At 60.4% G+C, this 19,868-nt stretch carries 22 protein-coding genes; all 22 read left to right on the plus strand.

Annotated features, from left to right (window positions below):
* Positions 1-100: 100 nt before the first annotated feature.
* The 22 genes from fabD to cysE all read left to right on the plus strand — a co-directional run bounded on the left by fabD (position 101) and on the right by cysE (position 19,744).
* Complete coding sequence (gene fabD, locus N4A58_RS02685) at positions 101-1,036, plus strand: ACP S-malonyltransferase (protein WP_293707570.1); 936 nt, start codon at positions 101-103, stop codon at positions 1,034-1,036.
* Between the two features lie 91 nt (positions 1,037-1,127).
* Positions 1,128-1,865, plus strand: a complete 738-nt coding sequence (gene fabG / locus N4A58_RS02690) for a 3-oxoacyl-ACP reductase FabG (protein WP_293707573.1) — start codon at positions 1,128-1,130, stop codon at positions 1,863-1,865.
* Between the two features lie 216 nt (positions 1,866-2,081).
* Positions 2,082-2,315 (plus strand): acyl carrier protein, encoded by a 234-nt coding sequence (locus tag N4A58_RS02695; RefSeq protein ID WP_072706588.1) that lies wholly within the window; start codon positions 2,082-2,084, stop codon positions 2,313-2,315.
* Between the two features lie 232 nt (positions 2,316-2,547).
* Complete coding sequence (gene fabF, locus N4A58_RS02700) at positions 2,548-3,807, plus strand: beta-ketoacyl-ACP synthase II (protein ID WP_293707575.1); 1,260 nt, start codon at positions 2,548-2,550, stop codon at positions 3,805-3,807.
* On the plus strand, positions 3,807-4,964 hold the full coding sequence (mltG, locus tag N4A58_RS02705; protein WP_293707578.1) for an endolytic transglycosylase MltG: 1,158 nt from the start codon (positions 3,807-3,809) through the stop codon (positions 4,962-4,964). Before fabF ends, mltG begins: the two co-directional genes overlap by 1 nt.
* Positions 4,965-5,249: 285 nt before the next feature.
* Positions 5,250-5,591: a hypothetical protein gene (locus N4A58_RS02710; protein WP_245780460.1), complete on the plus strand. Its 342-nt coding sequence runs from the start codon at positions 5,250-5,252 to the stop codon at positions 5,589-5,591.
* Positions 5,560-6,861 carry a terminase family protein gene (locus N4A58_RS02715; protein ID WP_293707908.1) on the plus strand — a complete coding sequence of 434 codons (1,302 nt, stop codon included), beginning with the start codon at positions 5,560-5,562 and terminating at the stop codon, positions 6,859-6,861. Before N4A58_RS02710 ends, N4A58_RS02715 begins: the two co-directional genes overlap by 32 nt.
* 102 nt (positions 6,862-6,963) lie before the next feature.
* Complete coding sequence (locus N4A58_RS02720; protein ID WP_293707585.1) at positions 6,964-8,151, plus strand: phage portal protein; 1,188 nt, start codon at positions 6,964-6,966, stop codon at positions 8,149-8,151.
* Positions 8,138-8,668: an HK97 family phage prohead protease gene (locus N4A58_RS02725; RefSeq protein WP_293707588.1), complete on the plus strand. Its 531-nt coding sequence runs from the start codon at positions 8,138-8,140 to the stop codon at positions 8,666-8,668. Before N4A58_RS02720 ends, N4A58_RS02725 begins: the two co-directional genes overlap by 14 nt.
* Before the next feature lie 22 nt (positions 8,669-8,690).
* Positions 8,691-9,872: a phage major capsid protein gene (locus N4A58_RS02730; protein WP_293707591.1), complete on the plus strand. Its 1,182-nt coding sequence runs from the start codon at positions 8,691-8,693 to the stop codon at positions 9,870-9,872.
* Positions 9,873-10,001: 129 nt separating this feature from the next.
* Positions 10,002-10,601, plus strand: a complete 600-nt coding sequence (locus N4A58_RS02735) for a head-tail connector protein (protein ID WP_293707593.1) — start codon at positions 10,002-10,004, stop codon at positions 10,599-10,601.
* Positions 10,598-10,936, plus strand: coding sequence for a head-tail adaptor protein (locus tag N4A58_RS02740; protein WP_293707595.1), 339 nt, complete (start codon positions 10,598-10,600; stop codon positions 10,934-10,936). Before N4A58_RS02735 ends, N4A58_RS02740 begins: the two co-directional genes overlap by 4 nt.
* The gene (locus N4A58_RS02745) at positions 10,933-11,337 is read left to right on the plus strand and encodes a DUF3168 domain-containing protein (protein WP_293707598.1); all 405 of its coding nucleotides are present in this window, start codon (positions 10,933-10,935) and stop codon (positions 11,335-11,337) included. Before N4A58_RS02740 ends, N4A58_RS02745 begins: the two co-directional genes overlap by 4 nt.
* A 22-nt stretch (positions 11,338-11,359) precedes the next feature.
* Positions 11,360-11,773: a phage major tail protein, TP901-1 family gene (locus N4A58_RS02750; RefSeq protein ID WP_072706577.1), complete on the plus strand. Its 414-nt coding sequence runs from the start codon at positions 11,360-11,362 to the stop codon at positions 11,771-11,773.
* Positions 11,773-12,096, plus strand: coding sequence for a gene transfer agent family protein (locus N4A58_RS02755; RefSeq protein WP_293707601.1), 324 nt, complete (start codon positions 11,773-11,775; stop codon positions 12,094-12,096). The genes N4A58_RS02750 and N4A58_RS02755 overlap by 1 nt, the downstream gene beginning before the upstream one ends.
* Entirely contained in the window at positions 12,093-12,305 is a 213-nt protein-coding gene (locus tag N4A58_RS02760; protein ID WP_293707603.1) for a phage tail assembly chaperone, read from the plus strand. The genes N4A58_RS02755 and N4A58_RS02760 overlap by 4 nt, the downstream gene beginning before the upstream one ends.
* Positions 12,280-12,942: a phage tail tape measure protein gene (locus N4A58_RS02765; RefSeq protein WP_293707605.1), complete on the plus strand. Its 663-nt coding sequence runs from the start codon at positions 12,280-12,282 to the stop codon at positions 12,940-12,942. The genes N4A58_RS02760 and N4A58_RS02765 overlap by 26 nt, the downstream gene beginning before the upstream one ends.
* Positions 12,943-12,953: 11 nt before the next feature.
* The gene (locus N4A58_RS02770) at positions 12,954-13,586 is read left to right on the plus strand and encodes a DUF2460 domain-containing protein (RefSeq protein WP_293707607.1); all 633 of its coding nucleotides are present in this window, start codon (positions 12,954-12,956) and stop codon (positions 13,584-13,586) included.
* The gene (locus N4A58_RS02775; RefSeq protein ID WP_293707610.1) at positions 13,583-14,458 is read left to right on the plus strand and encodes a DUF2163 domain-containing protein; all 876 of its coding nucleotides are present in this window, start codon (positions 13,583-13,585) and stop codon (positions 14,456-14,458) included. Before N4A58_RS02770 ends, N4A58_RS02775 begins: the two co-directional genes overlap by 4 nt.
* Complete coding sequence (locus tag N4A58_RS02780; RefSeq protein ID WP_293707613.1) at positions 14,455-14,901, plus strand: peptidase; 447 nt, start codon at positions 14,455-14,457, stop codon at positions 14,899-14,901. The genes N4A58_RS02775 and N4A58_RS02780 overlap by 4 nt, the downstream gene beginning before the upstream one ends.
* Positions 14,901-18,827, plus strand: a complete 3,927-nt coding sequence (locus N4A58_RS02785) for a glycoside hydrolase/phage tail family protein (protein WP_293707616.1) — start codon at positions 14,901-14,903, stop codon at positions 18,825-18,827. The genes N4A58_RS02780 and N4A58_RS02785 overlap by 1 nt, the downstream gene beginning before the upstream one ends.
* Before the next feature lie 107 nt (positions 18,828-18,934).
* Positions 18,935-19,744: a serine O-acetyltransferase gene (gene cysE, locus N4A58_RS02790; RefSeq protein WP_072706569.1), complete on the plus strand. Its 810-nt coding sequence runs from the start codon at positions 18,935-18,937 to the stop codon at positions 19,742-19,744.
* Positions 19,745-19,868 lie beyond the last annotated feature (124 nt).

The raw sequence follows: 19,868 nt of genomic DNA on the forward strand, positions 1-19,868 counted from the left end.
TGCCACAATATGTGCGCCTGCACAGAGTTTGTGCCCTGCGCTTGTGGGTTTGAGCCGGACCGTCTAGACCTGTCGCAACTTTTTTAAAACGGAGAACTCCATGACACGCGCTTTCGTGTTTCCGGGGCAGGGCGCTCAGACCATTGGAATGGGCAAGGCACTGGCCGAGGCATATCCTGCTTCCAAAGCTGTTTTTGACGAAGTCGACGAGGCTCTGGGCGAGAATTTGTCCGGTTTGATCTGGGAGGGGGACATCGAAACCCTGACCATGACTGCCAACGCTCAGCCTGCGCTGATGGCGACGTCGCTGGCGGCAATGCGCGCGCTGGAGGCCGAAGGTGTTTCCGTGACCGACGCGGCGTTCGTCGCTGGTCACTCGCTGGGGGAATACTCGGCGCTGGCGGCGACTGGATCGCTGTCTGTTGCAGATTGCGCGCGCCTGCTGCGTCTGCGCGGCGATGCAATGCAGCAAGCTGTGCCGGTAGGCGAGGGCGCGATGGCGGCTCTGCTGGGTCTGGACTTCGAGACGGCTGCTGCTGTGGCGGCGGCTGCTGCCGAGGGGCAGGTTTGTCAGGCGGCGAACGATAACGATCCCAGTCAGGTAGTGATTTCCGGTGACAAGGCCGCGGTCGAGCGTGCCTGTGATATTGCCAAGGAAAAAGGCGCCAAGCGCGCGCTGCTGCTGCCCGTCAGCGCTCCTTTCCACTGTGCACTGATGCAGCCTGCGGCGGACAAGATGGCGGCGGCTCTGGCCGAAGTCGAGATCAAGAACCCCGCTGTGCCGCTGGTCGCGAACGTGCGTGCCGAGGCTGTGACCGAAGGCACCTTGATCCGCAATCTGCTGGTCGAACAGGTGACCGGTAGTGTTCGCTGGCGCGAAAGCGTTGCTTGGATGGCGGCGAATGGCGTGACCGAGATCTGGGAAATCGGTGCAGGCAAGGCGCTGAGCGGGATGATCAAGCGGATCGACCGGTCGGTGGCGACCAAGGCTGTTGGCACCCCCGACGACGTAAAAGCAGCTATTGCGGCTGAGTGAATGAGGGTGGCGCCGGGGGCTGTGCGCCCCCGGACCCCCGCAGGGTATTTGGACCAAGATGAAGTTTGGTTCCGAGAGAAGGATGAACGACATGTTTGATTTGACCGGCAAGAATGTTCTGGTGACCGGCGCTTCGGGCGGGATCGGTGGCGAGATCGCAAAAGCGCTGCACGCGGCGGGCGCGACCGTTGGCTTGAGCGGCACTCGTGTGGAGCCTTTGGAAGCATTGGCGGCGGAACTGGGCGAGCGCGCCCATGTGCTGCCCTGTAACCTGAGCGATGCCGAAGCGGTGGATGCGCTGCCTAAGCAGGCGGCCGAGGCTATGGGCTCTGTTGATATTCTGGTGAACAACGCGGGCATCACCCGTGACAACCTGTTTATGCGGATGTCGGACGAAGAGTGGGCGCAAGTTCTGGAAGTGAACCTGACTTCGACCTTCCGTCTGTGCCGCGGCGTGCTGCGCGGGATGATGAAAGCACGTTGGGGTCGGATCATCAACATCAGCTCGATTGTCGGTGCGACCGGCAACCCCGGTCAGGGCAACTATGCGGCCGCCAAAGCGGGTATGGTCGGGATGTCCAAGTCGCTGGCCTATGAGGTTGCGGCGCGCGGCATTACGGTGAATGCGATTGCACCCGGCTTCATTGCGACTGCGATGACCGACAAACTGAACGACAAGCAGAAAGAGGGCATTCTGACCCAGATTCCTGCGGGCCGTATGGGCAACCCCGAAGAGATCGCAGCTGCAACGCTGTATCTGGCGAGCAACGAGGCTGGTTATGTCACCGGCACCACCCTGCACGTCAACGGCGGGATGGCCATGCTGTAAGGTTCCCTAGAGGGACCTATGGAAAGCGTTTGCGTTGCCTGAGTGATGTGCTATAGGCGGCGCAGATTTTAGCCGAGGGTGCCATTGGCGCGTCGGCTGTTCGCTCTACGGTAGATGCCGTAGGGTCAAGAGCCGCCCGGTTGGGCAGAGACGTCCACCCCTCGGGGCGCGGGCAACAAACGGGCAAAAGCCCAGTAGAAGTGATGAGGAATTGACATGAGCGATGTCGCAGAACGCGTAAAGAAGATCGTTGTAGAGCACCTCGGTGTTGACGAAGACAAAGTCAGCGAAGGTGCTTCGTTCATCGACGATCTGGGCGCAGACAGCCTTGACACCGTTGAGCTGGTCATGGCGTTCGAAGAAGAGTTCGGCATCGAGATCCCCGATGACGCAGCTGAAAACATCCAGACCTTCGGCGACGCGGTCAAGTTCATCTCGGAAAACCAGTAATTTCCGACTGACTTACGTATAGCGAAAGCGGCGTTCCTGATGGGAGCGCCGCTTTTGTTTTGCGCGGTGGGGCGTTTTGCGATTCGATTGGGGCGCGCTTTCATGCGCTCTGAACGCGGAAATCCACCGGCGGAACGGGGCGCAAATGGCCCGCAGAACGCGCCAAGCCCTTGCCCCCCACGTGAAATGCGGGGTAGACAGCGGCAAAGCACTAATGAGGAAGGGCAGCCGCATGCGTCGTGTCGTCGTCACCGGTTTGGGATTGGTAACTCCGCTGGCTTGCGGGGTCGAGGAAACCTGGTCGCGTATTCTGGCCGGAGAGTCGGGCGCTGGTCCGATCACCAAGTTTGATGCCAGCAATCTGGCCACCACTTATGCCTGCGAGATTCCGCTGGGCGATGGGACCGATGGCACCTTCAACCCCGATGACTGGATGGCGCCCAAAGAGCGTCGCAAGGTCGATGACTTTATCCTTTATGGGATTGCAGCAGCGATGCAGGCGGTCAAGGATTCCGGTTGGGAGCCCGAGGATGCCGAGGCGCGTGAACGCACCGGCGTCATGATCGGCTCTGGCATCGGTGGTCTGAACTCGATCGCGGAAACCGCTGTTTTGATCAAGGAAAAGGGCCCGCGCCGTGTGTCGCCGTTCTTTATCCCTGGTGCGCTGATCAACCTGATCTCTGGTCAGGTCTCGATCAAATTCGGCTTCAAAGGCCCGAACCACGCTGTTGTAACTGCTTGTTCGACCGGTGCGCACGCCATTGGCGACGCAGCCCGTCTGATCAAGGATGGCGACGCGGACGTCATGGTTGCCGGTGGTGCAGAAGGCGCGATCTCGGAAATCGGGATTGCGGGTTTCAACGCCTGTAAAGCGCTGTCGACCAAACGTGCGGACGATCCCAAAGCGGCGAGCCGCCCCTACGACGCGGACCGTGACGGCTTTGTCATGGGCGAGGGCGCAGGCATCGTTGTTCTGGAAGAATACGAGCACGCCAAAGCGCGCGGTGCGAAGATCTACGCCGAAGTTCTGGGCTATGGACTGTCGGGCGACGCCTACCACATCACCGCCCCCAGCGAAGATGGCGAAGGCGGCGAGCGTTCGATGAAAGCCGCGCTGAAGAAAGCCGGTCTTGAGCCCAACGCGATCGACTACATCAACGCGCACGGCACCTCGACTATGGCGGACGTGATCGAATTGGGCGCGGTAGAGCGTCTGATGGGTGATCACGCGGGCAACGTCACCATGTCCTCGACCAAATCGGCGACCGGTCACCTGCTGGGTGCTGCTGGTGCAATCGAAGCGATCTTCTCGATCCTTGCGATCCGCGATCAGGTGGCTCCGCCGACCATCAACCTCGATACCCCCGCGGTGGAGACCAAGGTTGATTTGGCCCCGAACAAGAAGGTCGAGCGCAAGATTGATGTGGCTCTGTCCAACAGCTTTGGCTTCGGCGGTACCAATGCCAGTGTGATCTTCGGGAAAGTGAAGTAATGTGGCGCAGTGTTGCCTCTAACGCGCTGACGTTTCTGATCGTCGCGATCTTTCTGCTGTCTGGCGTCGTCCTCTGGGGGCAGCGCCAGTACACAGAAGCTGGCCCGCTGAACGAGGCAATTTGTTTGCGTGTGGAGCGCGGCAGCAATTTCAGTCGTGTGTCCGAGAACCTTGCTGAGCAAGGTGCAATCACGAATGCGCAGATCTTTCGCGTTGGCGTCGACTACACGGACAAATCCACCGAGCTAAAAGCGGGGTCCTACTTGGTGCCTGCCAATACCTCGATGGAAGAGATCGTGGATATCGTCACCCGTGGCGGCGCGAGCTCTTGTGGGACCGAGGTGGTTTACCGCGTTGGCGTGAACTCTTTGGTTGGGGAGGTCCGCGAACTGGACCCCGCCACCGGCCGTTTCGAGGAAGTGGCTGAGTATGCGCCTGGCTCGGACGCTGAGGTGCCCGCCGAAGTGACCCGCGTGAAGGAGTTGGGCGACACCCGCTATCGGATCGCTCTGGCCGAAGGTGTGACCAGCTGGCAGATCGTGAACGCGCTGAACAGCGTCGACGTTCTAAGCGGTGAGATTTCGGGTATTCCGGCCGAGGGTAGCCTCGCGCCTGACAGTTACGAAGTGTCCAAAGGCGATGACCGCGCGGCGGTAATTGCGCGGATGGAAGCGCTTCAGGCAGATCGTGTGGCTGAAGTTTGGGCCAGCCGCTCGGACAACATTGAAGTCGAGACCCCCGAAGAGATGCTGATCCTTGCCTCGATTATCGAGAAAGAGACCGGCATTGCGGAGGAGCGTCCTCAGGTGTCGAGCGTTTTTACCAACCGTTTGGCGCAGGGCATGCCACTGCAAACGGACCCGACCGTGATCTACGGAATCACGCGGGGCGAAGGTGTGCTGGGTCGCGGTCTACGACAGAGCGAATTGCGCCGCGAGACGCCTTGGAACACCTATGTGATCCGTGGTTTGCCGCCGACTCCGATTGCGAACCCCGGTCTGGCGTCGCTGCGTGCGGCGGTCGATCCGGCAGATACGCCCTATCTGTTCTTTGTGGCGGATGGCACCGGCGGCCACGCGTTCGCAGAAACACTGGCGGAGCATAATGCGAATGTGGCCAAGTGGCGGGCAATTGAAGCTGAGCGTGCAAATAACTGATATCGCTTGATGAATGCGGTTTGAGAAAGCGTCCCCTTGGGGGCGCTTTTTTCGTTTTGGGCCTGCTGTGCAGTCCACCTGCGGCGCGGGTATTTGTGCCAAGAAAGAGATACGCCTTTCCAAAGGGTTAAGGGCGCGGGCGTGTGAAATGCCGGGTCATAGGCGGGACGGACCGAGCGCGGTATATCTGGTGGCAAGCTAGACGAGACGGGCCCGCTACTTTGCAGGCAAACGGGTGGTGGGTCGCGTTTTCTCGTGCGGGTTTCGCATGAGAGGCAAAACACAATGAACACATCTATCGAGCAGCCCCATGAGGACCGTATTTTTGACCGCTTTCGCAATGTGGCGGGGCAAATCCACGATCTGATGGGGGAAGTCGAAGCCCTGCAGAACAAGATCCGCGTCGGTGACTTGGAGGCTATGAAGAACAGCGAAAAGGCGCTGGCCGCGCTGCGGGGGTGGATGAAACGGGCCTATGAATTGGAGGATCTGCACCATGAACGAACTGGACAGTCACGGGGTGGAGCCGAGCTTGACCTCGGCGCCGCACGCGCTTCGATCGGGGGCCGCTTGGCTCGCCTCCGCGCCGCTGGAGGTGCAGGAGCAGTTTCTGGACAGTCTGAGTGAGGCAGAGGTCGCGGCGTTACCGTGGCTCTTTGATTTCTGGGCTTTGCCGCATCAGTTGCCGCCTTCGGGGGATTGGCGCAGCTGGGTGATTATGGGGGGGCGCGGCGCGGGGAAAACCCGCGCCGGTGCCGAATGGGTGCGTTCTCGGGTCGAGGGTAACAGGCCCCGCGATCCGGGTGCGTGCTCGCGCATCGCGCTGGTCGGCGAGACATTCGATCAGGTGCGCGAAGTGATGATTTTCGGGGAGAGCGGGATTCTGGCCTGCTCTCCGCCGGATCGTCGGCCCGAATGGAGCGCGACGCGGCGGCGGTTGACTTGGCCCAATGGGGCAGAGGCGGCGGCCTTTTCTGCTCATGATTTTGAGGGACTCAGGGGGCCGCAGTTCGATGGCGCTTGGGTCGATGAATTGGCCAAGTGGAAGAACGGGCAGGAGGCTTGGGACATGTTGCAGTTTGCGCTGCGGCTGGGAGATGATCCGCGGGTCTGTGTGACGACAACGCCGCGGAACGTGGGGGTGCTGAAGGACTTGCTGAAGGCACCGTCTACGGTGGTGACCCATGCGCGGACGCAGGATAACAGCGCCTATCTGGCGGAGTCGTTTCTGGCTGAGGTGCAGGCGCGGTATGCGGGCTCTCGGCTGGGGCGTCAGGAATTGGATGGCGTGCTGCTGGAAGAGGCTGAGGGCGCGCTGTGGAAGATGGCAGAGCTGGAGCGAGCGCAGGTCGGTGCTGTGCCCGACTTGGATCGCATCGTGGTCGCTGTGGACCCGCCGGTGACGGGCCATGCGGGGTCGGACACCTGCGGGATCGTTGTGGTCGGCGCTGTGGTGCAGGGACCGCCGCAAAACTGGCGGGCTTATGTGCTGGAGGATGCTTCTGTGGCGTCGAGTTCCCCGTTGGCTTGGGCGCAGGCGGCTGTGGCTGCAATGCGCCGGCACAGTGCGGATCGGATCGTTGCCGAGGTCAATCAGGGTGGTGATCTGGTAGAGGCGGTTCTGCGGCAGGTCGATCCTTTGGTGCCCTATGCCAAGGTTCATGCCTCGCGCGGGAAGGTCGCGCGGGCCGAACCCGTGGCCGCTTTGTACGAACAGGGGCGCGTGCGCCACATTCGCGGTCTGGCAGAGCTGGAAGACCAGATGTGCCGGATGGGGCCCCGTGGTTTTGAGGGCAAAGGCAGCCCGGATCGCGTGGATGCGCTTGTCTGGGGTGTGACTGAGCTGTTGATCAAGCCTGCGCAGGGCTATCAGCGCCCGCAGGTTCGGAGCCTCTGACAGGCAGCGCACGGTGCTCCCAGCGGGTGTTAATCTTTGCGGCGGATAAGTGTCACACAGACGGCGCGGGACGGTCCCTCGCCAGAACGGAACGGAGGGACAATGGCGGTTTTCGATCTCTTCCGGGGTCGGGCAGAGCCCCAGCCCGTGCCAGAGACCAAGGCTAGCGCGACCGGTCCGGTGGTGCACTGGTCGGGAGGCGGACGGATTGCCTGGACCCCGCGGGATACGGTTTCACTGACCCGTGCGGGGTTTGTCGGCAATCCGGTGGGCTTTCGTGCGGTCAAGGTGATCGCCGAGGCGGCGGCCTCTTTGCCGCTGATCCTGCAGGACAGCGCGGCGCGGTATTCGGAGCATCCTTGGCTGGCGCTTTTGAACCGGCCCAACGGGGCGCAGGGGCGGTCCGAGTTTCTGGAGACCCTGTATGGCCAAATGCTGCTGTCGGGGAACGGGTACATCGAGGCTGTCGAAGCCGAGGGCGTGCCGGTGGAACTGCATGTTCTGCGCTCGGACCGGATGCATGTGGTGCCGGGGACGGATGGTTGGCCGGTGGCCTATGACTACGTGGTCGGGGCGAAAAAGCATCGGTTCGACATGATGGGCGGGCAGCCGGTTTGCCATATCCGCAGTTTTCACCCGCAGGATGACCACTATGGTCTGTCGCCTCTAGAGGCGTCGGGAACGGCGATTGACGTGCACAATTCAGCGGCGCGATGGTCCAAGGCTTTGTTGGATAACGCGGCGCGGCCTTCGGGGGCGATCGTGTATTCGGGGGCCGAGGGGCAAGGCACCATGAGCGCGGATCAGTATGATCGCCTTGTGTCCGAGATGGAGGCCCATCACACCGGTGCCCGCAATGCTGGGCGGCCGATGCTGCTGGAGGGCGGTCTGGACTGGAAACCGATGGGCTTTAGCCCCAGCGATATGGAGTTCCAGAAGACCAAAGAGGCCGCCGCGCGGGACATCGCCATTGCCTTTGGCGTGCCGCCGATGCTGCTGGGGATTCCCGGAGATGCGACCTACGCCAACTATCAAGAGGCGCATCGGGCGTTCTATCGCCTGACGGTGCTGCCTTTGGCGGGCAAGGTGCTGGGGGCGCTCTCGAACTGGCTGTCGGTGCTGTCGGGCGAAGAGTTGGCTCTGGGGCTAGATCTGGACCAGGTCCCTGCCTTGGCCGAGGAGCGCGAGGCCCGTTGGCGCCGCGTGGCGAATGCCGATTTCCTGACCGATGCGGAAAAGCGCGTGGCGTTGGGGTTCCCCGCCATGCCCGAGGAGAATGCAGATGCTTGAACGTAAATTCCATCGCCCGGATGCGGGTTTGCGCACCGATGGGGCCGAGATCAGCGGGTATGCCTCGGTCTTTGGTCTGGTGGATCGCGGCGGTGATGTGGTGGCCAAGGGCGCCTATGCAGCCTGTCTGGAGCGACTGAAGGCCAAGGGCGGCAGAGTCCGGATGCTGTGGCAGCACGATCCGAACCAGCCCATCGGCGTGTGGGACGAGCTGCGAGAGGACGACCATGGCCTTTGGGTCAAGGGCCGACTGCTGGAAAGCGTCGACAAGGGGCGCGAGGCTGCGGCCTTGGTCAAGGCCGGTGCGCTGGACGGGCTGTCGATTGGCTATCGCACCGTGCGTGCCGCCAAGGACGGCAAGGGGCGCCGCATCCTGCATGAAGTTGATTTGTGGGAGGTGTCGCTTGTGACCTTTCCCATGCTGCCTGACGCCACCGTTCGGGCCAAATCCCACAATCCCGCAGGGGCCTTTGTAAAGGCGCTCCAGCGGGCCGGTCAGCTTCTGACTCAAGCCTAATCCCAATCAAGGAGAGACCCGGATGGATCTGACCGAGGCGATACCACGGACCGGCGAAGCTGTGCCCGATTCAGGTGAAATGCACAGCGCGATCAATGACTTCTTGGGCGCGATTGAAGCGTTCAAGGCCGACGTGAATTCGAAATTTCAAAAGCAGGAAGAGAGACTGACCATGCTTGACCGTAAATCCCTGACCGGAACCCGTCCCGCTCTGTCGATGGCTTATGACACTGAGGCGCCGCACAAAAAGGCGTTTGATGCTTATCTGCGTAGCGGCGATGACGAGGGTCTGCGCGGTCTGGATATCGAGGCTAAGGGTATGTCCACCGCAGTGGCAGCCGATGGTGGCTATTTGGTGGACCCTCAGACCAGTCAGCGCATTTCTGGCGTGCTGTCGAGCACTGCTTCGATCCGCGCGATTGCCAATGTCGTCAGCGTCGAGGCGACCAGCTATGACGTGCTAATCGACCGCGCCGAAATGGGCCACGGTTGGGCGAATGAAACCGACACGATGGCCGAAACGGCGTCGCCCCAGATTGATCGCATCACCATCCCGCTGCATGAGCTGTCGGCTCTGCCCAAAGCCTCGCAGCGGTTGCTAGATGACAGTGCGTTCGACATTGAGGGCTGGCTGGCGGGCCGTATCGCGGACAAGTTTGCCCGCGCCGAGGCGGCGGCCTTTGTCAGCGGTGACGGTGTGGACAAGCCCAAAGGCTTTTTGACCCACAGCCGTGTCGCTGATGAAATCTGGACATGGGGCAATCTGGGGTATGTGACGACCGGTGCGGATGCGGCCTTTTCTGGCGCCGAGAGCCTGATCGATCTGGTCTATGCTCTGGGTGCTCAGTATCGCGCCCGTGCCCAGTTCGTGATGAACTCGAAAACTGCAGGCCAAGTGCGCAAGCTAAAAGACAACGATGGTCGTTTCCTATGGACTGATGGTCTGGCGGCGGGTGAGCCTGCGCGTCTGCTCGGTTACCCCGTACTGATCGCCGAAGACATGCCTGATATCACCACCGGTTCCTGTGCGATCGCGTTCGGCGATTTCCAGTCGGGCTATACTGTTGCCGAGCGTCCGGACCTGCGCGTTCTGCGTGATCCCTTCAGTGCCAAGCCCCATGTCCTGTTTTACGCGACCAAGCGCGTCGGCGGAGACGTGAGCGACTTTGCCGCGATCAAGCTGCTGAAATTCGCCACCTCCTGACCAGAGGTGCAGTGATCTGGCCCAGGCATGGGCCGGACAAGGCCTCGTGCTGTCGCTGTCTGGCCAATCCTCCGCACGAGGGCGGCAGCGCGGGGTCCGAGTTTGAGCGGGCTGATTTCGGAGACAAAAATGATCCTGAACGAAGAGACTAAAGTGCCTTTGACCGCTTTGCCGGTGCAGGCGTTCAAGTCCCATTTGCGGCTTGGCACCGGATTTGGCGAAGATGCGGTGCAGGAAGCTGTGCTCGAGGGGTACCTGCGGGCGGCCTTGGCGGCGATTGAGCGCCGGACCGGCAAAGCTCTGATCACGCGCGAATTTTCCTGCCGTATCTGGGCATGGCGAGATGTATGCGGGCAGACGTTACCCTTGGCGCCCGTGCGTCAGGTTTTGGAAATGAGTCTGATCGATGTGGATGACAACCTGACCATCGTGCCTGCAGATCGGTACCGATTGGCAGGCGATGCGCAGCGGCCGCGGATTGCGCCGCGTGGCACGCAGCTGCCGACGATCCCAAACGGTGGCTACGCTGAAGTGTTCTTTCTCGCGGGCTACGGCGAGACTTGGGGCGATTTGCCAGCCGATCTGGCGCAGGCCGTAATGATGCTGGCGAGCCACTACTACGAATATCGCGATCAGAGCGCAGGCGGGACAGATGCCTTTCCGTTTGGGGTGAGTGGTTTGATCGAGCGGTTTCGCACAGTCCGCGCCTTTGGGAGGATCGGCGCATGAAGTCGGTCCATCTGAACCAAGAATTGGTGCTGGAGGCGCGCCAAAGCGTCTCGGACGGTGCCGGTGGGATGCAATCGGGCTGGGTCAGCCTTGGCACGCTGTGGGCAGAGGTGCGAGGCGGCAGTGGCCGGATCGCAGGTGGGGCGGCGCAGGTGGTGTCAGAGACCGCTTATCGCATCGTGGTGCGCGCCGCCCCAGCGGGGAGCCCTGCGCGACCCGTTGCGGGGCAAAGACTCCGCTCTGGTGTCCGTGTTTGGCAGATCGAGGCCGTGCGGGAATACGACCACGCTGCACGCTTCTTGATCTGCTTTGCCAAAGAGGAGGTTGCTGCATGAGCTATCAACACTCAGGAGCCCTACAAACAGCCCTGTTTTCTCATCTGGCGGCGGATAGCGCTTTGTCGGCGCTGATCGGCGACGCTCTGTACGATACCGTACCATCGGGCACCCTACCAGAGACTTACGTGATGATGGGTGAAGAAGAGGCCAAGGATGTGGCAGACCCGTTGGGCCAAGACGCTCTTCACGACTTTACGCTGTCGATCGTTTCCACAGCGCAAGGATTTCTGATGGCCAAAACGGTCGCCGCGGCGATTGGTCAAGCGCTGGAAATTGCGCCTGTTCCTTTGACCGAGGGACGCGTGGTCTGGCTTCGGTTCCGCAAGGCGAAGGCGCAGCGCAATTCAGAAACTCGACAAATCGATCTCAAGTACCGCGCGTATCTCGCGGCAAACTGACTTTCAAACAAAGAGGTGAACTATGGCTACTCAGGCGGGCAAGGACCTACTGATCAAGATCGACCAAACCGGTGACGGTGTCTTTGAAACTCTGGCCGGGCTGCGCGCAACGCGTTTGTCTTTCAACGCTGAAACTGTGGATGTGACCAACCTTGGCAGCGAAGGTGGCTGGCGCGAGTTGCTGGCGGGTGCCGGTGTGAAATCGGCCTCAATCTCAGGGTCTGGCGTGTTCAAAGACACTGCGGGCGATGCCCGTGCGCGGCAAATTTTCTTTGACGGTCAGATGCCCGATTTTCAAGTGATCATTCCTGACTTTGGCGTCGTTCAAGGCGCTTTCCAGATCGCAGCGATTGAGTATGCGGGCACCTATGACGGCGAGGCGACCTATGAGTTGTCGCTGTCGTCGGCGGGCGCGCTGGACTTTACGGCGCTGTGATGGCGAACCCGTGGAGCGGAGAAGTCGCGATTTCGGTCAATGGCACTGAACGGGTCATGAAGCTAACGCTCGGGGCCTTGGCTGAACTTGAGGACCGGATCGAAGCAGGCAGCCTTGTGGATCTCATATCGCGGTTCGAAACTGGCACCTATCGGTCGCTAGATTTGATGGCCCTGATCACCGCGGCTTTGCGTGGTGGTGGGTTACCGATCACAGAGACAGAGGTTGCGAACGCATCATTCGATGGGGGCCTGAACAGAGCGGCGTCTGCGGCAGCTAGATGTATGGCTTTGGCATTCGCTCCACCAGAAAGCGTTGAATGACTGAGTTCGATTTCAATGGAATGCTGCGGGTGGCTTTGGCTGAATTAAAGCTATCGCCATCCGCGTTCTGGGCCATGACCCCTTATGAATTCATGACCATGACCGGCCGCACGCCAGCGGACATGCCCATGGTCCGTGCGCGGTTCGATGTTTTGAGCCGTGCTTTTCCCGATACCAAGGAGAATGATCATGACCGAGGGTCTGAGTGATCTAGAGGCCGATCTCGACCGGCTTGAGGAGAGCATGGAGGGTGCCGCAAGCCTGACACGCGGGTTCGAAGCCGAGCTATCTCGGATGCGTGAAAGCATGAGTGAGACCACGTTGGATATGCGGCGGATGGAGCGCGGGATGTCGAACGGGCTTCGGCGTGCCTTTGACGCGGTGGTGCTGGATGGGACGCGGCTGAGTACAGCGTTGTCAGGGTTGGGGCAATCGATGGTGAAGACAGCTTACGGTGCCGCGACCAAGCCCGTAACGGATCAGGCTGCGGGGGCCCTGTCAGGCACTCTTGGCGCGTTCATGTCGCGTGTGTTGCCATTTGCGAAGGGCGGAGCGTTTGCTCAGGGGCGGGTCATGCCCTTTGCCAAAGGGGGGATCGTGAACAGTCCCACGGCGTTCCCGATGAAGGGCGCGACGGGCCTGATGGGCGAGGCTGGCCCTGAGGCGATTATGCCTCTGACACGTGGACCAGACGGATCACTCGGCGTTCGCATTGCTGGGGGGGCTGGCCCTGTTTCTGTGGTTATGAACATCACAACACCCGATGCGGCGAGTTTTCGGCGCAGTCAGTCCCAGATCGCGGCGCGCATGGCGCGCGCGCTCTCTCATGGCAATCGTAATCATTAAGCGAGGCAAGAATGGCTTTTCACGAAGTTCGGTTTCCCACCGACATCAGCTTTGGCGCCTTGGGCGGACCAGAGCGCCGCACCCAAATTGTGACACTATCGAACGGCTACGAAGAGCGAAATACCCCGTGGCACCATTCTCGTCGCCGTTATGACGCTGGAATGGGGGTGCGCTCTTCGGCGGATTTGGAGGATGTAATCGCCTTCTTTGAAGCGCGGGCAGGGCAACTCCATAGCTTCCGATGGAAGGACTGGAGCGATTTTCGGTCGGCAAAAGGTCAGGCACCGATCACACCCGAAGACCAAGAAATTGCGATCGGTGATGGCGAGACGATGACGTTTCAGCTGCGCAAAGAGTACCGCTCGGGCGCACAAAGCTACGCGCGGCCCATCGCGAAGCCGGTCCGTGCGACGGTGCGGATGGCCGTTGCGGGAAACGAAATGCACGAAGGCATTGATTGGTCGCTGGATGACACGACGGGCGAGATCACTTTTGTTGCCCCGCCTGAAAGTGATGCGCCAATCACGGCCGGTTTCGAATTCGATGTTCCAGTACGATTTGACACGGATACGATTCAGATCGCGATGTCACGGTTCAACGCGGGCGAGGTACCGGACGTCCCTGTTGTGGAGGTGCGGCTATGAACGTCGGGGCTCAGAACCAGGATAAATCAGCGACGACGATGTGCCGTGCGTGGCGCTTGGTGCGTGCTGATGGTCATGCACTAGGGTTCACAGATCATGATGGTGTTCTTGAATTCGACGGAACAATCTTTCGCCCACATGGGGGAATGAGCTCTTCAGCGTTGGAGCAATCCACTGGCTTGTCAGTTGATAACGCAGAGGCGTTTGGCGTCTTAAGTTCGGACAAGATTTCGTCCGAGGACATCGCGGCTGGGCTCTACGATGCCGCTGCATTCTCCTTGTGGCAGGTGAACTGGCAAGATCTGTCTGAACGGGAATTGCTTTTCCGAGGTCAGCTGGGAGATATCCGCCAGTCGGGTGGCATGTTTCAGGCAGAGCTGCGCGGCTTGTCTGATCTTTTAGCGCAGCCGCGTGGTCGAACTTTTCAAAAGGGGTGCGGGGCTGTCCTTGGGGATCGGGCTTGTGGGGTGCATCTGAACCAACCCCTTTACCAACTGAATGGTACGGTGCGAAAAGTCATCGATAAGAGAGTGCTTTTGATTGAGACTGAAGCCGCGCATGATGCTGGATGGTTTGCGCGTGGGACAGTCAAGTTTGAAACCGGCTTGGGTCAGGTTGTAGAGGGCGCTGTCAAGTCCGATGGCGTGACCGACGGACGTCGCCGAATCGAACTTTGGCATCCTCTGCCCCGTGAGCCCGCTCTTGGCACCCAAGTTACCGTGAATGCAGGCTGTGATAAGCTGTTCTCGACTTGTCGATTTAAGTTCCGGAACACACCGAACTTTCAGGGTTTTCCCGATTTGCCGGGCGACGATTGGATGATGCGCTACCCGAATATGTCCGAACCGAAGGACGGGGGGAGCCGTCGATGAGCGCACGATCACAAGCAGCACTCGCGGAGGCGAGAGAATGGATCGGAACGCCCTATCTTCATCAAGCTAGCGCGAAGGGTTTCGGCACAGATTGCCTCGGGCTCCTGCGCGGAGTTTGGCGTCATTTGTATGGGCGGGAACCGGAGGTAATTCCGAGCTACACGGCAGATTGGTCAGAGCCACAAGGCGACGAGGCGCTGTGGCGTGCGGCGTGCCGGCACCTCGTCGCAAAGCCACTCTCGAAGGAAGCAGAGGGCGATGTTCTTTTGTTCCGGATGCGGCACGGCGGCGTAGCAAAGCATTTGGGGCTACAGAGCGCCTGCGGTAATGCCCCGCGCTTCATTCATGCATTCGGCAATCATGCGGTTCTCGACAGCCCGCTCAGTGCTCCTTGGCGCCGCAGGATCGTGGCGCGTTTTGAATTTCCCAATGAGGTAAAGTGATGGCGACAATCGTATTATCCGCGGCGGGCGGGGCATTGGGTGGTTTTCTGGGCGGAAGCCTCGGCGGCTTGGGAATGGCGACACTGGGACGTGCTACCGGCGCAGTTTTGGGACAAGCGCTGGACTCGCGTCTCTTCTCGAATCAAACGAGCGCTGGATCCACCGTCGAAGTTGGGCGCACAAATCGACTGCGCATCGGCTCTTCGTCCGAAGGTGAAGGGATTGCCAAAGTTTACGGCCGTACGCGCGTCTCAGGCCAGATCATCTGGGCGACGCGATTCAAAGAAACCGTTCACACCAAGACCTCGCGAAGTGGCGGGGGCAAAGGCTCCTCTGGTTCGCACTCTTCGACAACCCAGCGCTACACGTACTCTATCAATCTCGCGATCGCTTTGTGCGAGGGCGAGATCGCGCGTGTTGGCCGAGTCTGGGCGGACGGCTCAGAGGTGGATCTGTCTACCCTGAATATGCGTGTTTACCGCGGCGAAGTAGACCAGCAGCCGGACCCCTTGATTGAAGCGATAGAAGGAACCGATGCCGTTCCCGCCTATCGTGGGACGGCCTATGTGGTGCTAGAGGACTTACCACTCGGAGACTTCGGAAACCGTGTCCCTCAGTTCAGCTTCGAGGTCGTGCGCCATGCACCTGATCATGTGTCAGAGCACGGCGACGTGTCTAAAGATATCACCGCCGTTGCGATGATCCCGGGCTCTGGAGAATACACTTTGGCGACCACGCCCGTTCACTACGGGAAAGGGTTGGGACGTAATTCCTCGGCCAATGTGAACAGTTACTCAGGCATGAGCGACTTTGAATCCTCGGTGCACGCGTTGACCGAGGAGGCGCCGAATTGCCGTGCAACATCGCTCGTTGTGTCTTGGTTCGGAAACGATCTGCGATGTGGTGCGTGCTCGATCAAACCAAAGGTCGAGCAGACCGCGCATGATGGAGTTGGCATGCCTTGGCAAGTCAGCGGGGTACTTCGCGCTGAGGCAGAGCAAGTCGTGCAGCTTGACGGCGATCCTGTCTACGGTGGGACGCCCGCAGATCAGTCCGTGGTGGAAGCGATCCAGCATTTGAACGCTGTGGGTCAAGAGGTGATGTTCTATCCCTTCATCTTGATGGATCAGCTCGGCGGCAACGGCTTGCCCGATCCTTGGGGACAGGGTGAAGAGCAGCCGGCTTTGCCGTGGCGCGGCCGGATCACCTTGTCTACCGCACCAACACTGAGCAATACGCCCGATGGGACAGAAATGGCGGATGCAGAGGTCGCTTCCTTTGTCGGAACGGCACAGCCCAGCGACTTTCGGATTGAAGACGGGCAAGTCTTATACGATGGACCAGACGAATGGTCTTTGCGCCGTTTCGTCCTTCATTATGCCAAACTGTGTGAGCTGGCAGGCGGCGTACATGCCTTCTGTATCGGGTCTGAACTGCGCGCTTTGACACAAATTCGCGGTGTCTCCGGTTTTCCGGTCGTCGATGCCTTGAAGGCGTTGGCCGCGGACGTGCGCACCATCCTCGGGCCTGATGTCAAACTGGGCTATGCGGCGGACTGGACTGAGTATTGGGGGTATCAGCCCCAAGATGGCACCGGCGATCGCTACTTCCATTTGGACCCACTGTGGGCTGACCCGCAGATCGATTTTATCGGAATTGACAACTATATGCCGCTTTCGGACTGGCGCGACGGCAACGATCACGTCGATGCGGATTGGCACACAGCCTACAACCCGGCCTACCTGAAGCAGAACATCGAAGGCGGTGAAGGCTACGACTGGTATTACCCAAGCGATGAGGCGCGCGATTTGCAGCAGCGCGCACCCATCACCGATGGCGCCTACGGGGAGCCTTGGGTGTACCGCTACAAGGACATTCGCAGTTGGTGGACGAGCCATCACCACGAGCGTATCGCCGGTCTGCGTGCGGACACTCCAACTGCGTGGGAGCCCTTTGCCAAGCCAATCTGGTTCACGGAAATAGGATGCGCAGCGGTCAACAAAGGCACCAACCAGCCGAACAAATTCGTCGACCCAAAGTCTTCTGAGTCTGCTTTGCCCCATTACTCCACAGGAGAGCGGGACGAGTTCATCCAGATGCAATACCTGCGTGTGATGCGCGAATATTGGCAGGATGCGTCCAAGAACCCCGTTTCGCCGGTTTATGGTGGTCCGATGCTGGATGCTGACCGGATGTTTGTGTGGGCTTGGGATGCGCGTCCCTACCCGGCATTTCCCAATCACGGTGGCCTATGGAAGGATGCGCCAAACTATCAGCGCGGACATTGGATCACGGGCCGGAGTGGGCATCGAACGCTGGCCTCCGTCGTGGCCGAGATTTGCGCCTCTGCTGGCGTTTTGGATGTTGACACCTCGCAGCTATACGGAGTGGTTCGGGGATATTCGGAAACGGGCCCCCAGTCCGCCCGTGCCGCGCTGCAAGGGCTCATGGTGACTCACGGCTTTGATGCGGTGGAAGAGGGCGGCACGCTGGTATTTCGTTCCCGCTCCGATGCACAGGTCAAGATGCTGGACCGCGAGCGCGTGCTGGCGGACGACGAAGGGGATATCCGGCAGGCGCGGGCGTCTGACCTAGAGGTGCCGAATACCGTTGGCCTGTCTTTCTTCGAGGCGGACGCGGGCTTCGAACCCGTGTCTGTCGACACGCGTGGACCGTGGGATAGTGTTCAGCGCCCCTCACAGAACGAGGTGCCTGTTGTCCTGACCAGAGGGGAAGCGAAACAGGCCGCAGACCGCTGGCTCTCAGAGGCGCAAACAAGCCGAGAGACCTGCGCATTTGCGCTCCCGCCCTCTCGCAACGATGTGTGTGCCGGAGATTTTGTCGCCTTTGTGGATGCGCCGCAGGATATCTACCGTGTCGAACGTGTGACCGTTGCTGAGGGCCGAGAGGTCGAGGCAGTGCGCGTGGATCCGTCCGTCTACACACCCGCGCCAGAGATCGCAGAGATCCCCATTACGGCGCCCTACGTGCCGCCTCTGCCTGCTATCTGCCTGCCGATGGAGTTGCCCTTGCTGCGCGGGGATGAGGTCGCTCATGCACCCTATCTCGCGGCGTCAGGTGATCCGTGGCCGGGTGGCGTCAACGTCTATTCCAGCCGGACCGATGCTGGATATACGCTGGCAACAACGCTTGATGCGCCTGCGACGCTGGGCCAGTTGGACACGGCGCTGCCCTTTGCGCCGATCGGAGCCGAGCAAAGGGGCGTGTCTATCGAGGTGACATTGGTGTCGGGTGACCTTTATTCGGTGGATGAGGCTGCGTTTCTGTCGGGCGCAAATCTTGCCGCCATTGGGTCGGGTGCTTCGGATGGATGGGAGCTGATCCAATTCCGCAAGGCCGAACCGTTGGGGGGCGGGCGCTACCGACTGTCCGGCTTCTTGCGCGGGCAGGCGGGGACGGACTGGACCCAAGCTGGCGCGTGGCCCAAGGGCAGCTATTTTGTACTAGTGGACGGGGCTTTGGATCAGCTTGATCTGCCGGCCGAGTCCCTGAACCTGCCGATGTACCTGCGCTCGGGCCCAGTGGGCCGTCCCTATGACGACCGCGCCTACACCACCGAGGACGTCACGTTTGTCGGCCGCGGGTTGGCACCTTATCGCCCTTGTCATTTGGCGCAGGTCCGTTCGGGCGGGGATGACCATCTGTCTTGGGTACGTAGAACGCGTATCGGCGGCGATGACTGGAGCCGCGAGGACGTGCCGCTGGCTGAAACAATTGAGGCCTATGCCCTGCGTGTTTTTGCACAGGGCTCTCTCGTCCGCGAAGAGAGACTTACAGAACCGCAGTTCACCTATACGTCTGCACAACGGTCTTCGGATGGTGTTGTCGGGGGCTATCGTATTGAAGTTGCGCAGATTTCTGACCTGTTCGGAGCGGGCCCAAGCGCCGCACTCAATATCGGCTGATAAAAACAAAAGGCGGCGCTTTGAAAGTGCCGCCTGTTCACAATCACGTCCTTGCATTTCGCCATCCGATCCTATCTGTTACACTGTTCGAAAGAGCGGAGGGTCCGATGCCTGAGACACAACCGAAAATTGCCGCGATCGACCCTGTGTGGTCCCGCATCGTAGAAGAGGCCGAAGCGGCCATCATCGAAGAGCCTCTTCTTGGGGGGCTGGTCCACTCAACGATCCTGCACCACGGATCGCTTGAGCGTGCGCTGACCTATCGGATGGCGATGAAGCTGTCCTCGCCCGAGATGTCGGGCCAACTGCTGCGTGAGATCGCCGAAGAGGCGTATGCCAGCGACGAAACCTTGGGCGAGGCGGCACGCGCTGACATCGTCGCTGTGTACGACCGCGACCCCGCATGCTTGCGGTACATCCAGCCTTTGCTGTTCTTCAAAGGGTTCCAAGCGATCCAGAGCTATCGCGTGGCGCACTGGCTGTGGCGCACCGGACGGCACGATCTGGCATACTTCCTTCAGATGCGGATTTCTGAACAGTTTGGTCTGGACGTTCATCCTGCAGCGCGCATCGGGCGTGGCATCATGATCGACCACGCACACTCGATCGTCATCGGCGAGACTGCCGTGGTCGGTGACAACGTGTCTATGCTGCACTCGGTAACCCTTGGCGGGACGGGCAAGGAAGAAGAGGATCGTCACCCCAAGATCGGCAATGGCGTCCTGATCGGTGCCGGTGCCAAGGTGCTTGGAAACATCAAGGTCGGTGACTGCTCGCGCGTTGCGGCGGGCTCTGTGGTTCTACAAGACGTGCCGCCCTGCAAGACCGTTGCCGGTGTGCCCGCGCGCATCGTCGGAGAGGCAGGGTGCAGCCAACCGTCGCTGAGCATGGACCACAATTTCCCCTCGCACGGCTGACATCACCAATATCCTTAATGGTAAGGCGGAGTTGCATATTTGCAGCTCCGCCTTTTTGGTTTGTCGCGTTTCTCTGATTCCATTGTTGCACTTTAGATTCGCGCCATGGCGCGAAAATGAGCAC

Origin of the sequence: Donghicola sp. (genome assembly GCF_025210255.1) — a bacterium.
Lineage (GTDB): Bacteria > Pseudomonadota > Alphaproteobacteria > Rhodobacterales > Rhodobacteraceae > Donghicola > Donghicola eburneus.

Bases quoted from the DNA above. Each gene is read 5' to 3' on its own strand.
- fabD (WP_293707570.1), top strand. From the start codon at position 101: ATGACACGCGCTTTCGTGTTTCCGGGGCAGGGCGCTCAGACCATTGGA.
- fabG (WP_293707573.1), top strand. From the start codon at position 1,128: ATGTTTGATTTGACCGGCAAGAATGTTCTGGTGACCGGCGCTTCGGGC.
- N4A58_RS02695 (WP_072706588.1), top strand. From the start codon at position 2,082: ATGAGCGATGTCGCAGAACGCGTAAAGAAGATCGTTGTAGAGCACCTC.
- fabF (WP_293707575.1), top strand. From the start codon at position 2,548: ATGCGTCGTGTCGTCGTCACCGGTTTGGGATTGGTAACTCCGCTGGCT.
- mltG (WP_293707578.1), top strand. From the start codon at position 3,807: ATGTGGCGCAGTGTTGCCTCTAACGCGCTGACGTTTCTGATCGTCGCG.
- N4A58_RS02710 (WP_245780460.1), top strand. From the start codon at position 5,250: ATGAACACATCTATCGAGCAGCCCCATGAGGACCGTATTTTTGACCGC.
- N4A58_RS02720 (WP_293707585.1), top strand. From the start codon at position 6,964: ATGGCGGTTTTCGATCTCTTCCGGGGTCGGGCAGAGCCCCAGCCCGTG.
- N4A58_RS02725 (WP_293707588.1), top strand. From the start codon at position 8,138: ATGCAGATGCTTGAACGTAAATTCCATCGCCCGGATGCGGGTTTGCGC.
- N4A58_RS02730 (WP_293707591.1), top strand. From the start codon at position 8,691: ATGGATCTGACCGAGGCGATACCACGGACCGGCGAAGCTGTGCCCGAT.
- N4A58_RS02735 (WP_293707593.1), top strand. From the start codon at position 10,002: ATGATCCTGAACGAAGAGACTAAAGTGCCTTTGACCGCTTTGCCGGTG.
- N4A58_RS02740 (WP_293707595.1), top strand. From the start codon at position 10,598: ATGAAGTCGGTCCATCTGAACCAAGAATTGGTGCTGGAGGCGCGCCAA.
- N4A58_RS02745 (WP_293707598.1), top strand. From the start codon at position 10,933: ATGAGCTATCAACACTCAGGAGCCCTACAAACAGCCCTGTTTTCTCAT.
- N4A58_RS02750 (WP_072706577.1), top strand. From the start codon at position 11,360: ATGGCTACTCAGGCGGGCAAGGACCTACTGATCAAGATCGACCAAACC.
- N4A58_RS02755 (WP_293707601.1), top strand. From the start codon at position 11,773: ATGGCGAACCCGTGGAGCGGAGAAGTCGCGATTTCGGTCAATGGCACT.
- N4A58_RS02760 (WP_293707603.1), top strand. From the start codon at position 12,093: ATGACTGAGTTCGATTTCAATGGAATGCTGCGGGTGGCTTTGGCTGAA.
- N4A58_RS02765 (WP_293707605.1), top strand. From the start codon at position 12,280: ATGATCATGACCGAGGGTCTGAGTGATCTAGAGGCCGATCTCGACCGG.
- N4A58_RS02770 (WP_293707607.1), top strand. From the start codon at position 12,954: ATGGCTTTTCACGAAGTTCGGTTTCCCACCGACATCAGCTTTGGCGCC.
- N4A58_RS02775 (WP_293707610.1), top strand. From the start codon at position 13,583: ATGAACGTCGGGGCTCAGAACCAGGATAAATCAGCGACGACGATGTGC.
- N4A58_RS02780 (WP_293707613.1), top strand. From the start codon at position 14,455: ATGAGCGCACGATCACAAGCAGCACTCGCGGAGGCGAGAGAATGGATC.
- N4A58_RS02785 (WP_293707616.1), top strand. From the start codon at position 14,901: ATGGCGACAATCGTATTATCCGCGGCGGGCGGGGCATTGGGTGGTTTT.
- cysE (WP_072706569.1), top strand. From the start codon at position 18,935: ATGCCTGAGACACAACCGAAAATTGCCGCGATCGACCCTGTGTGGTCC.